10 protein-coding genes, 4 tRNA genes and 1 pseudogene are annotated in these 13,124 nt (G+C 61.7%); 2 read left to right on the top strand and 13 right to left on the bottom strand.

Annotated features, from left to right (window positions below):
* Positions 1-429: 429 nt before the first annotated feature.
* From glmM to ppc, 6 genes are all read right to left on the bottom strand, one after another.
* Positions 430-1,770, bottom strand: a complete 1,341-nt coding sequence (gene glmM, locus LKX83_RS29150; protein WP_227886351.1) for a phosphoglucosamine mutase — start codon at positions 1,768-1,770, stop codon at positions 430-432.
* A gap of 87 nt (positions 1,771-1,857) precedes the next feature.
* The gene (locus LKX83_RS29145; RefSeq protein WP_227886350.1) at positions 1,858-3,219 is read right to left on the bottom strand and encodes a CdaR family protein; all 1,362 of its coding nucleotides are present in this window, start codon (positions 3,217-3,219) and stop codon (positions 1,858-1,860) included.
* Positions 3,212-4,045 carry a diadenylate cyclase CdaA gene (cdaA, locus tag LKX83_RS29140; RefSeq protein WP_227886349.1) on the bottom strand — a complete coding sequence of 278 codons (834 nt, stop codon included), beginning with the start codon at positions 4,043-4,045 and terminating at the stop codon, positions 3,212-3,214. The genes LKX83_RS29145 and cdaA overlap by 8 nt, the downstream gene beginning before the upstream one ends.
* Positions 4,046-4,262: 217 nt before the next feature.
* Positions 4,263-4,871 (bottom strand): zf-HC2 domain-containing protein, encoded by a 609-nt coding sequence (locus LKX83_RS29135; protein WP_227886348.1) that lies wholly within the window; start codon positions 4,869-4,871, stop codon positions 4,263-4,265.
* Between the two features lie 111 nt (positions 4,872-4,982).
* Positions 4,983-5,540 (bottom strand): RNA polymerase sigma factor SigW, encoded by a 558-nt coding sequence (sigW, locus tag LKX83_RS29130; protein WP_370639149.1) that lies wholly within the window; start codon positions 5,538-5,540, stop codon positions 4,983-4,985.
* 409 nt (positions 5,541-5,949) lie between these two features.
* Positions 5,950-8,742, bottom strand: a complete 2,793-nt coding sequence (gene ppc / locus LKX83_RS29125) for a phosphoenolpyruvate carboxylase (protein ID WP_227886346.1) — start codon at positions 8,740-8,742, stop codon at positions 5,950-5,952.
* A 177-nt stretch (positions 8,743-8,919) separates the two neighbouring features.
* On the opposite strand from ppc, the gene LKX83_RS29120 reads away from it, so the two are divergent.
* Positions 8,920-9,927 (top strand): MerR family transcriptional regulator, encoded by a 1,008-nt coding sequence (locus tag LKX83_RS29120; RefSeq protein WP_227886345.1) that lies wholly within the window; start codon positions 8,920-8,922, stop codon positions 9,925-9,927.
* Between the two features lie 109 nt (positions 9,928-10,036).
* Positions 10,037-10,726, top strand: a complete 690-nt coding sequence (locus LKX83_RS29115; protein ID WP_227886344.1) for a class I SAM-dependent methyltransferase — start codon at positions 10,037-10,039, stop codon at positions 10,724-10,726.
* 241 nt (positions 10,727-10,967) lie between these two features.
* Here the strand turns inward: LKX83_RS29115 and LKX83_RS29110 are convergent.
* The 7 genes and pseudogenes from LKX83_RS29110 to LKX83_RS29080 form a co-directional block, all read right to left on the bottom strand.
* A pseudogene (locus tag LKX83_RS29110) lies at positions 10,968-11,288 on the bottom strand (glycoside hydrolase family 88 protein); the annotation flags it as partial.
* Positions 11,289-11,567: 279 nt separating this feature from the next.
* Positions 11,568-11,642: transfer RNA gene (locus LKX83_RS29105), tRNA-Gly, on the bottom strand.
* A 323-nt stretch (positions 11,643-11,965) separates the two neighbouring features.
* Positions 11,966-12,292 carry a hypothetical protein gene (locus LKX83_RS29100; RefSeq protein WP_227886343.1) on the bottom strand — a complete coding sequence of 109 codons (327 nt, stop codon included), beginning with the start codon at positions 12,290-12,292 and terminating at the stop codon, positions 11,966-11,968.
* Between the two features lie 19 nt (positions 12,293-12,311).
* Positions 12,312-12,533: a hypothetical protein gene (locus LKX83_RS29095; protein ID WP_227886342.1), complete on the bottom strand. Its 222-nt coding sequence runs from the start codon at positions 12,531-12,533 to the stop codon at positions 12,312-12,314.
* A 273-nt stretch (positions 12,534-12,806) separates the two neighbouring features.
* Positions 12,807-12,880 (bottom strand) — tRNA-Gly (locus LKX83_RS29090).
* A gap of 10 nt (positions 12,881-12,890) precedes the next feature.
* A tRNA-Pro gene (locus tag LKX83_RS29085) sits at positions 12,891-12,967 on the bottom strand.
* A gap of 18 nt (positions 12,968-12,985) precedes the next feature.
* A tRNA-Arg gene (locus tag LKX83_RS29080) sits at positions 12,986-13,062 on the bottom strand.
* Positions 13,063-13,124 lie beyond the last annotated feature (62 nt).

The raw sequence follows: 13,124 nt of genomic DNA, 5'->3' as shown, positions 1-13,124 counted from the left end.
GCCCGAATTCAACCGGACGACGGCCCCCGCACGACTTTAGGCGAAAGAATATCCTTGTTCCTTATGATGCACCGTACCGGAATATTGTACGCCCGGTTGCCCTGAGCGCTTTGTCTTCCGGCTGTCGGCCCCGATGCGGGCCGGGAGGTCCCCGCCGAACAAATCCGAACACCTCCACCTCGTCAACTTGCCCCGCGACGGGCGGCAAGTTCTGGCGCTTGTCGTGCTTCTTCTTTTCCTGCCCTGCCTTTCCGTTCTCGAATATACTCCCTATCATATTCGTTTTGAAAAGGGGTTGCAACCTTCGACAGCCCCTTTCCCGAAAAATTGGATCCCGCGAACGATCCGCCCCCTGCCCGGCGCACCATTTCCCCGGAAATGACAAAATCCCCGGCACCATCGGCGCCGGGGAAGGATGAGACGAACGAATTAGACCAGTTCTTGACGAATGACGTCGGCGATCGCTTCGACGTGGCGTTCGATCTCCGTACGGTCGGGACCTTCGGCCATGACCCGGATGAGCGCCTCCGTGCCGGACGGACGAACGAGTACGCGTCCGTTGTCGCCGAGCGCGGCTTCGGCTGCGGCTACGGCGGCGCCGATGGCGGCGTTGCCGTCGTACTTGGACTTGTCGGCCACGCGGACGTTCACGAGCACCTGCGGATACTTGCGCATCACTTGGCGAAGCTCGCCGAGCTTCTTGCCGGATGCGACGACGGTATCGACGAGCTGCAAGCCGGACAGGATGCCGTCGCCGGTCGTGTTCAGGTCGAGGAAGATGACATGTCCCGACTGCTCTCCGCCGAGGTTGTACCCGCCCCGGACCATCTCCTCCATGACGTAGCGGTCGCCGACCGCCGTCTTGGCCGTCCGGAGGCCGAGCGGCTCGGCCGCTTTGAAGAAGCCGATGTTGGCCATGACCGTCGTTACGACCGTGTCGTGTTTCAGCTTGCCGGCCCGCTTCATCGCCTCGCCGCAGATGAGCAGGATGAAGTCGCCGTCGACCTCCTCGCCGTTCTCGTCGACCGCGATCAAGCGGTCGGCGTCGCCGTCGAACGCGAGGCCGAGGTCGGCGCCCAGCTCCTTGACCTTGGCGGCCAGCAGCTCCGGATGCGTCGAGCCGACGCCGTCATTGATGTTGAGGCCGTCCGGCTCCGCGCCGATCGCCACGACTTCGGCGCCCAGCTCGCGGAACACCGCGGGCGCCAGCTCGTAAGCCGCCCCGTGCGCGCAGTCGAGCACGATCTTGAGCCCTTGAAACGACTGCGACACCGTCGTCTTCAAGAAGTCGACGTAGCGCTGCTTGAGCGAGAGGTCCGTCTGCACCGTGCCGAGGTCCTTGCCGATCGGGCGGGGCAGCGTGTCTTCCTCGGCATCGAGCAGCTTCTCGATCTCCGCTTCCTTCTCGTCGAGGAGCTTGAAGCCGTCGCCTCCGAAAAACTTGATGCCGTTGTCCGCCACCGGATTGTGCGAGGCGGAGATCATGACCCCCGCGTCCGCGCCCAGCGTGCGGGTCAAGTAAGCGACCGCAGGCGTGCTGACGACGCCGAGGCGCACCACGTCCGCGCCGATGGACAGCAGTCCCGCCGTCAGCGCACTCTCGAGCATCGCGCCCGAGACGCGCGTATCGAGACCGATGACGACGCGCGGACGCGCCGCTCCTCCCGACAATACGTAACCGCCGCAGCGGCCGATCTTATAAGCGAGCTCCGCCGTCAATTCGCGGTTCGCAACCCCGCGTACGCCGTCTGTTCCGAAGTATTTCCCCATGTCGTCGTATTCTCCTTCATCCGCGTACTCGACCGCTGTCCCAGCCGGTCCTTTTTTGTGACCTCGAGCCGCTCCCGCGACGGGACCTCAGCCCTCGGTCTTCGTATGATCGTCCGTGCCGTCTGTGCTGCCCGAACCGTCGGGCGTATGCGTCCCGTCGGCCGTTCCGTCCGCCGGCATGTCCGGCGGCGGACTCTCGGCCGGGGGCGTGGTTGCCGGCACTTCCGGGGCAATCTCCACCGTGAGCGACTGATTGCCGCCCGACTGGTGGATGAACCGCGGAAGATTGACCCGCAGCGGCACCGTATAGGTGCCCGGACCGCGGCCGGACAGGTCGACCTCCACGCTCACGTCGCCGGGCTGCAGGCGGTCCAGCATCGCCGGCGCCCCCTGGATCGTAATGTCGACCTTGCCGGTGGCCGGATCCGTGATTTTCATCGTCAGCCCGGTACCGAGACCGTTCACCGTCACCGGCAGTCCCTGAAGGGAGCGCGTCGACGACAGCACGATTTCGACGTTGATCCCGAGCTCCTTGGGCGAGAATTCGGTAATGCCTTTGGCCCCGCTCAGCGGGACCATCACCTTGCCCGACTTGGTCAGCTCGCTTAGCTTGACGTCGGCTTCGACCAAGTCGATCTTGTCTAGCTCGTTTTGCGGCCCGTATATCGTGACTTTGTCCGTCTCAGGCTGGAACGAAGCGATGCTGAGACCCGGCGGCAAGCTGCCGGAGAGCTTGAACTGGACGGGCACCGTCTTGAACGGATTGGTGATCGGTACCTCGATCCCCAGTACCGCCGGATCGATGACGGCGCCCTCGATTGGCTTGCCCTTGTCGTCATAGGCGACAAGCTTGACGCTCTTGTCCTTGATGGTCGCGTCGGCGCCTTCGATCGAAATCGACGCGCCCACGTGATCCACGCGTTCCATCTCGCTCGCAGGCAGGGTCACATGTACCCGATTCGTCGGGCTCAGCACCGGAGCCCCTGCCTTGTAGCCGGCTTTCGGCGTTCCCGCCGGCGCGACCTGCACTTCGAATTCCTTCGTCTCCAGCTCCTCGATGGTGACCGACACGGTCGACGGGGTGATCGCGAGCGCCTGGATGCCGCGCGGCAGGTCGGCCCGGAGCGGCAGCGTATGCGTCCCCGCCGTCAGGCTGCCCAGGTCGACGCGGACGGTATAGTCGCTCGTACGGGCGGACAACAGGTCGTTGCGGGTGCCGCGCACGGTGAGCCGCACCTTCTGCGGGCTGATTTCCCGGAGCACGTAATTACGCTCGTCCAGGTTGATGGCGACGACTTTGACGTCGTTGATCGTCCGGTTCTCCAGCAGCGACGCCACGCTGCTCGGCGTGCGGGACTCCGGATCGAAGTGGACGACCGCCCACAGCAGAATGCCGAGCGCCAGAGAGACGATCTTGATCGCCGTCGGATGGCTGAGCCATTTATCCACGGTCATCGCCCTCCTTCCGTTTCCAGAAGGCCCAGCCTCCGCCTTTGGCTTTGTCCTTGGTCGGGCGCAGCTCTTCGAACAGCTTGGAGATGAGCGACTCTTCCTTGATGTCGCGCACGATCTGACCGTTCAGCGCGAGAGAGACATGACCCGTCTCCTCCGAAACGACCACGGAGATAGCGTCGCTTACCTCGCTGATCCCGATAGCCGCGCGATGGCGGGTGCCGAGCTCCTTGCTGATGAACGGGTTCTCCGACAGCGGCAAGTAGCAGCCGGCGGCCATGATCTCGTTGTCCCGCATGATGACCGCCCCGTCGTGGAGCGGCGTGTTCGGGATGAAGACGTTGATCAGCAGCTCCGAGCTGACCTGGGACTTCATCTTGATGCCCGATTCGATATAGTCGTTCAGACCCGTGCTCCGCTCGAAGACGATGAGCGCTCCGATCTTGCGGCGGGCCAAATATTGCACGGCTTTGATCACTTCGTTGATCCGGTGGCTGATATCCGGATCCTCGGCGGAGGATCGGTTGAAAAACTTCCCCCGCCCGAGCTGCTCCAGCGCGCGCCGCAGCTCCGGCTGAAAGATGATCGCGATCGTCACGACGCCGAAGGTGAACATTTGGTTCATCAGCCACTTGAGCGTGTAGAGATTGAGCCAGGTGCTGAGCGCGTAAGTAATAACGAGCAGCAGGATGCCTTTCAGCAGCTGAACGGCCCGGGTGCCGCGAACGAGCAGGATCATACGGTACACCAGGTAACTTACGATGAGAATGTCGGCGGCGTCCTTGATGGCGCCCGACCAAGTCAAATTCTCGAAATAGTCCAAGACGCACCCCCCGTTTGGCGTCTCGATCGGGATTCCCGAATCTTGTGCGTGTATGTGTAATCATGTCGAAAAGCGGCTGATAAACGCGGCTTTCCGATTTAGGATATATCTATATTGTCTTCTCTACTCGTTCGCCTAAATCCTGTCTAGAATACAAAAAAACCTCCCCGATGTCCAGGGAGGCCGGCCGCAGGCGGCACGCGCCGGGCTCGAACGGTCAAGAGCCGTAGGCGACGGTGTCGAACCATGAGGTCACTTTGTACCATACCCAGTCCAACGCGCGGTCGACCGTCTTCACCTTGCCCGCAATGTGCGCGGTGGAGGCGAGCGTGACATTGCCGTCGATGACCGTCAGGTTGCCTTCGACTTCGCCGAGCACTTGGGCCTCGCCGTTCTCGATCGTCAGATTGCCCTTGACGGTCTGTCCGGCGGGGATGATGACGGTATGGCCTCGCACGACGACATGCTCGACGTCTCCGCTCAGCTTGAGCTGATCGTCCTGATTCCACATCGCGACGAAGCTCGAGAGCATGACGACGAGGAAAAACGCGGCGGCCGAAGCGGCCGGGTGGCGCTGTACCCATCCCGTCCATGCCTTGGGCTTGTGCGACTTGGGGAGAGACTTCATAATCCGGCTGGCCAGGTCGTCCGGGACCGACACGGCAGGCATCGCATGCACTAGGGCGTCCGTCCGCTCCAGCGCGCGGAACCGAGCCTCGCACTGCGGACATTCACGAAGATGGAGCTGCAGCAGCTTGCACTGATCGCGCGGCAGTTCCTGATCCAGATAGTCATGCATCAACCTCGCGGCATCGCTGCACTTCATGATGATCGCCATCCCTTTCTACATGGAAGGAGAACGCACTCCTCCATGACTAGTGCTTCTATACTGTACGTAACGCTTCGTGGAGGGTTTCAACTTTCCCCTCGATTCGCGCTACAGTTTATGCTCCAGCTTTTTCCGGAGAAACTCCCGGCCCCGGTGCACGCGGGTCTTGACCGTCGTGACGGGCATGTCCAGCACGTCCGAAATCTCCTGCAGCGACATGTCCTGCAAGTAACGCAGCACCATGACGGATTTGTACTTGACGGGCAGCGTCTCGATCGCCTCGTGGATGATCCGCTGGGTTTCCGAGAGCAGCAGCTCGCTCTCCGGCGTCCGGTCGTCGCTCGGCAGCATCGCGTAACCGTCCAGTCCTTCGTGATCCGAGGACTCCGCGTCGAGCGAGTAGACGGGACGCCGCTTGCGCAGCCGGTCGATGCACAGATTGGTCGCGATCCGGTAAATCCACGTGGAGAACTTCTGGTTCTCGTCGTAGCGGTCCAGATGCTTGTACACGCGTAAAAAAGACTCCTGGACGACGTCCTCCGCCTCCTGGCGGTTGTTCATCATCCGGTAAGCGAGATGGAACAGCTTGTCCTTGTATAAGTCCACAATCTCCGCGAACGCTCGCTGGTCTCCCTTGCGGGCGAGCCGCGCGAGCCGCGTTTCTATTGGCTTCACTCGTTCAATTCCTCCGCTTCCCTTCACCGCCGTCGGGCACGGGCTTCGGCGGGCGCCGCTTCTCGTCCGGGCGGCGGCGCACGGGGCGCCGGCGCGCGACGGACGCTTGCTTCGACGCTCCGGGCAGCACGGCGAGGCTGCCGGGGGCGCTGCGGGATACCGATAGGGAGCAGACCGCCGGCAGCCCCGTTCCGAGAAGGAGGAAGACGATCGCGATCTACGCCGCGTTTCGGCCGAACGGCCGCCTCCGCATGCGTAAGCTTACTAGGAAAATGGTAATCCACGCTCCCCGAAAAAGCAAGGACCGCCCTCGGCGAAAGGCCGATCTCCGATATCGCCAAGACAGGCCCGGGCTGGCACCCGGGCCTGAATGCCTGATTTGCGGTCGAGCGCGCGTCGATCAGCCGGTGTTCCGGAGACCGGCCGCGATTCCGTTGATCGTGAGCAGCACTTCGCGGAGCAGCTCGGCGTCGTCCTCGCCGCTCGCGCGCCGTTCGCGAAGCTCCGTGAGCAGCTGCACCTGCAGGTAGCTCAGGGGATCGACGTACGGATTGCGCAGTCGGATCGACTCCTGGATGACCGGAACGTTGTCGAGAATCTCGTTTTGTCCCGTGATCTGCAGCAGAATCGCCTTCGTGCGGTTGTATTCCTCCTCCACCAAGGTGAAGATGCGCTCGTGAATCTCGTTGTCCTTGATCATGTCGGCGTATTTGCCGGCGATGAGCAGGTCCGCCTTGGCGAGCGCCATCTGCAGGTTGTCGACGAGCGTCGCGAAGAAGGAATATTCGCGGTACATCCGGCGCAGCGTCTCGAGCTTCGCCGGGTCGCCGGAGACGTATTGCTCGAACGCCGTGCCCGCCGCATACCAAGCCGGCAGCAGGTATCGGCTTTGCGTCCAGGCGAACACCCAAGGGATCGCGCGCAGATCCTCGAAGCGCTCGCTGTTCTTGCGCTTGGACGGGCGGGAGCCGATGTTCAGCTCGCCGACCTCGGACAGCGGCGTCGACTCCTTGAAGAAGGTCATGAAGCCCGGATCGCGGAAGATCAGATCCTGATACTTGGTCTGCGCCGTCTCGGAGATTTCCGGCAGGATGGCCGCCCACTCGGCGTGGTTCGCCTGTTCCTCGGCCGGCTGCTTCGCCAGGTACGCCGCCTTCACGAGCGCGCTCGTCGCCTGCTCGAGGCTGCGGTAGGCGATGCCCTCCATCGAATAGCGGGAGGTCAGCACTTCTCCCTGCTCCGTGATCTTGATGCCGCCGCCGATCGTATGCGGCGGCTGGGCGAGGATGCTGCGGTTCAGCGGCATGCCGCCGCGTCCGAGCGCACCGCCGCGTCCGTGGAAGAACTTCAGCTTGACGTCGTAGCGCTTGGCCATCGCGGTGATCTCGTTCAGCGCGACGCGCAGCTCCCAGTTGGCGGTCACCATGCCGCCGTCCTTGTTGCTGTCGGAGTAGCCGAGCATGATCTCGTGCAGATCGCCCATCGCACGGACCGTCTCCCGGTAAACCGGCAGCTCGAACAGCGTCTTCATGATGTCCGGCGCGGCGTGCAGGTCGTCGATCGTCTCGAACAGCGGCACCGACTGCAGCGTGCTGACGATGGAGCCGTCCTGCGCCCGGCGGAACAAGCCCGCTTCCTTGGCGAACACCATGACTTCGAGCATGTCGCTCGCGCCTTGGGTCATGCTGATGAGATAGCTCGAGATGCAGTCCCGGCCGAACTCCTCTTGCGCGCGGTAGATCGTCCGGTAGACGTCGAGGCACTCCTTGGTGCCGTCGGTCAGCTCGGCGTTCTCGTGCAGCAGCGGACGGGTGTCGGACAGCAGGCCGTGCAGCAGCGCGATCTTCTCGTCCTCGGAGAGCGCCGCGTAGTCGGCCGTTACGCCCGCTTTGGCGAGCACTTCGGTCATCGCGTTCTCGTGTTCCTTGCTATGCTGGCGCACGTCGAGCGCGGCCAGATGGAAGCCGAACAGCTCGACTTGGCGGACGAGCTTCTTCAGGTCCGTGTCGGCCACGAAGTCGGCATAGTGATGGCGCAGGCTGCGGTCGATCAGCTGCAGATCGGCGATGAACTCCTCCACCGTGTGGTAACGCTGGGCGGTACCTTTCAGCTTGTCGTCGCGCATGTTCTGCAGCTTTTGGATCATGTATGTCAGCTTCACGCGGTACGGCTCGTTGTCGTTGGTCCAGCGGTCCACCGACTTGAGCTCGACCTGCTCCCGCTCGCCATCGATCGATTCGAGCAGCTCGTCCGAGACGCGGACGATCGACGTGCTGAAGCTCATCTTGCGCATGAGAGCACGCAGTAGTGTCTCGTACTTGTGGATGACGAGGTTGCGCTGCATGTGGAGCGTCCGCCACGTGATGTTCGCCGTGACCGACGGGTTGCCGTCGCGGTCGCCGCCGATCCAGGAGCCGAACCTCAGATATGTCGGCACGTGCCATTTCCGTTCGGGATAGTACTTGCCGAGGCAGCGCTCGAGCTCCTCGTAGACGTCGGGAAGGACGTTAAACAGCGTTTCGTGGAAAAAGTACATGCCGTTGCGCACTTCGTCGATGACGGTCGGCTTGCGGTCGCGCAGCTCGTCGGTCTGCCAGAGGGTCAGCACCTCGTTCAGCAGCTGCTCGCGGAGCTTCTCCCGTTCGCGGTAGGTGAGCGATGGGTTGTCCAGCTCCATCATGTCGTTCGCGATTCGTTTATGGATGTCGAGGACGGCGCGGCGCATCGCCTCGGTCGGATGGGCCGTCATGACAAGCTCGAGCGAGATGCCGCCCAGCAGCTCCTGCACCTCGTCGATCGGGAGATTTTTCTCCTTCAGCTCCTGGATCGCGCTCTCGATCGATCCCGGCTGAACGGACTCGCCGGCGGAGCGCTCGTAATCGCGCTTGCGGCGGATGCGGTGGTTTTGTTCGGCGATGTTCACCAGTTGGAAATAGATCGCGAACGCGCGGATGACCTGATGCCGGATGTCCGGCTCCAGGTGGTTGATCGTACTAACGAATTCCTCGTATAGCTCGGGCACGAATTCGGCGCGCAGCGCCTTGCTCGTCTCCCGGATCCTCTCTACGTGGTCGAGCAGCTCGCGGCCGCCTTGGTGCACCAGCACCTCGCCCAAAATGTTGCCCAGGAATCGCACGTCCCGGCGCAGCAAGTGGTTGGACGAAGAGCGGCTCACCGTCCCCAATTCCGTCATCCTCTTCACCTCAAACTTTGACTTTCAACGCAAAAACACTCTTCTGAATATCATACTACAAACCGACTTGAAAATCTGCCCCTTTCCGAAGCTTCCTAAATTATGTACCCGCCTTTCGGAAGAGCTTTACATTAACGCTGCGTCAACGTTTACAATGAAGTCGAAGGAGGGATCGGCATGCAGATCCGCGACGTCGCCGCCCGGCTCGGCATCACGACGCGCACGGTGCGGTTCTATGAGCAAAAGGGGCTGATCCGGCCGGCGAAGGATCGGGAGAACGGCTATCGCCGGTTCACGGAGCAGGAGGTGTGGCGCCTGCAGACGATCGTGGCGCTGCGCGAAGCCGGACTCGGCCTCGCCGAGACGGCGGCCGCGCTCGCGCGCCTCGAGGCGGACGAAGGGGACGAGCTGATCGGCCTGCTGGAGCTGCAGCGGTCGGCGATGTACGCCCGCTGGCTGGAGTGGAAGCAGCAGATCGAGACGACGGAGCGGCTGATCGCGCTGCTGCGGGACACCGGGTCGCTCGCGGCGGACGAGCTGACTGCGCTCGCCGAAGGCTCCCGGCGGCTGCGGGAAGCGCGGTCCGGCTGGGTCGACCGCTGGGACTACGACGGCCGAGCGGCTTCGCACGAGGCGGAGACGTTGTCGGCAGCGCCCGCGGAGGGCGCGGAGCGGATCCGGCGGCACTATGAGGAGGCGCTGGCGCGCCTCTCGGGCCGCATCCGACCGCGGCCGGGCGAGCGCGGGATCGATCTCGGGGCCGGTACAGGAAACCTCGCCGGCCGGCTGCAAGCGCTGGGAGCGCGCATGGCGGCCGTCGACCAATCACGCGAGATGCTGAAGCGGTGCGCCGCTCGGCATCCCGACATCGAGACCCGGCAGGGCAACTTCGTCTCGGTGCCGTATCCCGACGCGCAGTTCGACTTCGCCGTCTCGAGCTTCGCATTCCGCCATCTGGACGAGGCCCAGCAGGCGCTGGCCCTCTCGGAGCAGCGGCGCGTCCTGAAGCCCGGCGGACGGCTCGCCTTCGCCGACCTGACGGCCGCTTGCGGCAAGCAGCGCGAAGCCGGCGCCCCGGTCAGCCTGGAATCGCTGCGGAAGGCGCTGTCCGCCCAGGGATTCGCGTACGAAATCGAACGCGTCGGCGACGGCGTCTCCCTGATCTATGCGGAGACCGTCTCTTAAGCAGTCCCGGCGGCCACGGCGACGCTTTTCCGAGGCCGTGCCTCATTCTGAGCCTCTCTTAATAGACCTACATCCTCATCCCATACTCGAATCGAAAGGAGATTTCCCTATGCCCGATCACGATCAGATTTACCGTTCGCAAGCCGACAAGTACCACCGCCTCATCGCCGCCCAGCCCTCGCTGCTGAGCCGCATCGACGCCATCCGTCCGGTCGCCGGCCTGGACGTCATCGACCTCGGCGCCGGCACCGGCCGGCTGACCGTGCCGCTCGCATCCGAAGCGCGCTCCATCTTCGCCGTCGACGCGTCCGCCGCCATGCTGCAGGTCGCCGCGGATCGCCTGGAGGCGGAGGACCTGCGCAACTGGCGGACCGCCGTCGGCGAGCACGAACGCATTCCGGCGGCGGACGGCAGCGCCGATCTGCTCGTCTCCGGCTGGAGCGTCGGCTATTCCGCCAATGAAGACGCCGACCCGACAGGGGAGCGGCTGGCGGCGATCGCCGCGGAAATTCGCCGCGTCCTTCGGCCCGGCGGCACCGCCATCCTGTTCGAAACGATGGGCACCGGCTTCGAGGAGCCGAATCCGCCGTCGTTTCTCCGCGGCTACTACGCCTCGCTGGAGCGCGATTATGGCTTCGCGCATGACTGCTTCCGCTTCGACTATACGTTCGCCGACGCGGAGGAAGCGGAGCGTCTCGCCCGCTTCTTCTTCGGCGACGAGCTGGGCGGCCGGACGGCCCAACGCGGATTGCCCGTCGTACCGGAGTACGCGGGCGTCTGGTGGCGGAGCTTCGACTAGGGGCGCTGCCCCGCGTCGGCTCTCCGTTCGGTATTCGATTGTATCGCTAGGGCTATCTCGTCCCCGCTTCCTCCTCCATCCGCTGCATCGCCGCGCAGGCCATGACGAACGCGCCCACGCCGTTGCAGATCGTTCACGCTGCGCGGGCGGGTAACGTAGTTGTCGTAGTCGCCCGCAGACGTGCCGATGCAGATGCCCGGCAGCGCGATCCGTCCCGCAGCGTCCCGTTCCAGCCGGGCATTCAGGCCGGCGTAGCCCCGGCGGCGGCCCGCCTTTCCGCCTCCCCCGCGATGCCTTGCGCGACGGCCCGGCAGAGCGCGTAGACGAACAGGCTGGAGCAGGACGTTTCGAGCCAGTTGTCCGGCAGATGGCCTTTGTCCACGACCTGGTACCACAAGCCGCTCTCGCCGTCCTGGTAGCGCAAGAGCGCGCCGAGCAGCTCCGCTTGCGCCTGCGCCGGCTCTTCACGCCGGGGATCGCCCGCCGGCAGCAGATCGAGGAATTCCGCGAGCGCCAGCGTGTACCAGCCGATCGACCGACCCCAAAATTCCGGCGAGCAGCCCGTCTCGGCGGACGCCTAGGGCATCGCGCGCGTCTCGTCCCACGCATGGTAGAGCAGGCCGGTGCGGGCGTCCCGCATCCGAAGGCGCATGAGCGGCGCCTAACTGAAGCGCTGTGTCCACCAGCTCCGGTTCGCCCCCATCTTATACGTTCCGATTGCGCATGGGTAAATCAAAGGGGGCTCTAGCGAAAGTTTCGTTACAGCGACGGATTCGGGGGTTGCGGGTTTTAATGATAAAAAAACACCCTTGCCTTGAGGCAAGGGAGTCGGTTATGTAGTTGGAGCGGAAAACGGGGCTCGAACCCGCGACCTTCTCGTTGGCAACGAGATGCTCTACCACTGAGCTATTTCCGCATGAACGGGTGATGGGAATCCTACACACGTTATCAGCGTGGAAGGCTGACTGCTCATTGACATGTTTGTTATCTTATCACACCCAAAACGCTAAATGCAACACTTTTTTCGATTCGGTTCCCGTTCCCCATTTGTGCCCCATACTACTGCTCCGGGTCCGCGACCTTGTCCATCACCTTCGCGATCGTTGGCTTCAGTCGCTCGTCGGCCTTTACTTAGCCACGGCATCCCTCTCCAAAAAAAACTGCAACGCCTATTGGCAATGCAGTTATTCAATCTTATCGCCTGAGCGGTCGAAGCTATAAGTTTTGGGTCGGATGGAGTTAGATCTCTCCCATGGAGTTTAAACTGTCCGTTATGGCGCTTATATGCTGCCTTGTTTCATCAGTTCCTAAATCATAAAGCGTATTATATATTTCCCTGAGAAAGTAGTCGTACCCATCATTTGCTTTATCGTGATGGTACGGAATTCCGGGATAGTGGGCTCGGAAATAAGTGCTTTGATCAAACTCTTCAAGAGACTCAAACAATTCATTTAATTTATCGACTTCATCGTCGGTTGCTTGAATTTCCAATTCATATGCCGCATCACCTTGATTCAACATGATTGTTCTGGCTTGAACCGAAATAAAATATCGTTTCTTTTCCATTCATTTCAACTCCCGCCCATTATTTATAATATAGCCCAAATAAAATGGCTCCAACGATCACTGCAATTGGAAAAATCCAATACACATAAATAATGGGATTCGACTTTACGGGATTGTCCAACATCTTCTTGTCAGCCGTCATATCCCATTCATTATTTTGTTTCTTCCGCATTACAACAACCGACAGCACGCCTCCGACCAAACAAACAACAGCACCGATCAAAATTAACGTACTTACCATTCGAAATCAACCTCGCTAAATAACGCGTTTTGATCTATTGTTGCGCAGGGAGCGCAGGTTTATTCAAATGGACGAAATTCAACTTTGTCCTATTGCGGTTGTCCTAAGTGCCAGCCACCCCAATGAAACGGGTTCACATCCGAAGCCCCATTGGAGGATCTAAACCCCGAACGGTTTAAATTTGCCCCCTAAGCGAAATGAGTTCCGTCCTTTGTCGAATGGACAAAACAAAAAGAAGCCTTATATATCAAGGCTTCTCGTGGGTGTTATGTATGGAGCGGGTGATGGGAATCGAACCCACGCCATCAGCTTGGAAGGCTGAGGTTCTACCATTGAACTACACCCGCATCACGGAAATGGTCGGGACGACACGATTCGAACATGCGACCCCCTGGTCCCAAACCAGGTGCTCTACCAAGCTGAGCTACGTCCCGAGATGATGATTAAAAAAGTGGCGCGCCCTGAGAGAGTCGAACTCCCGACCTTCAGATTCGTAGTCTGACGCTCTATCCAGCTGAGCTAAGGGCGCATAATCGATGGAGCGGAAAACGGGGCTCGAACCCGCGACCTTCTCGTTGGCAACGAGATGCT

The organism is Cohnella baijiui, assembly GCF_020731285.1.
Lineage (GTDB): Bacteria > Bacillota > Bacilli > Paenibacillales > Paenibacillaceae > Cohnella.
The sequence above is the reverse complement of the archived record's forward strand: the minus strand, read 5'-3'. Positions and strand labels throughout refer to the sequence as shown.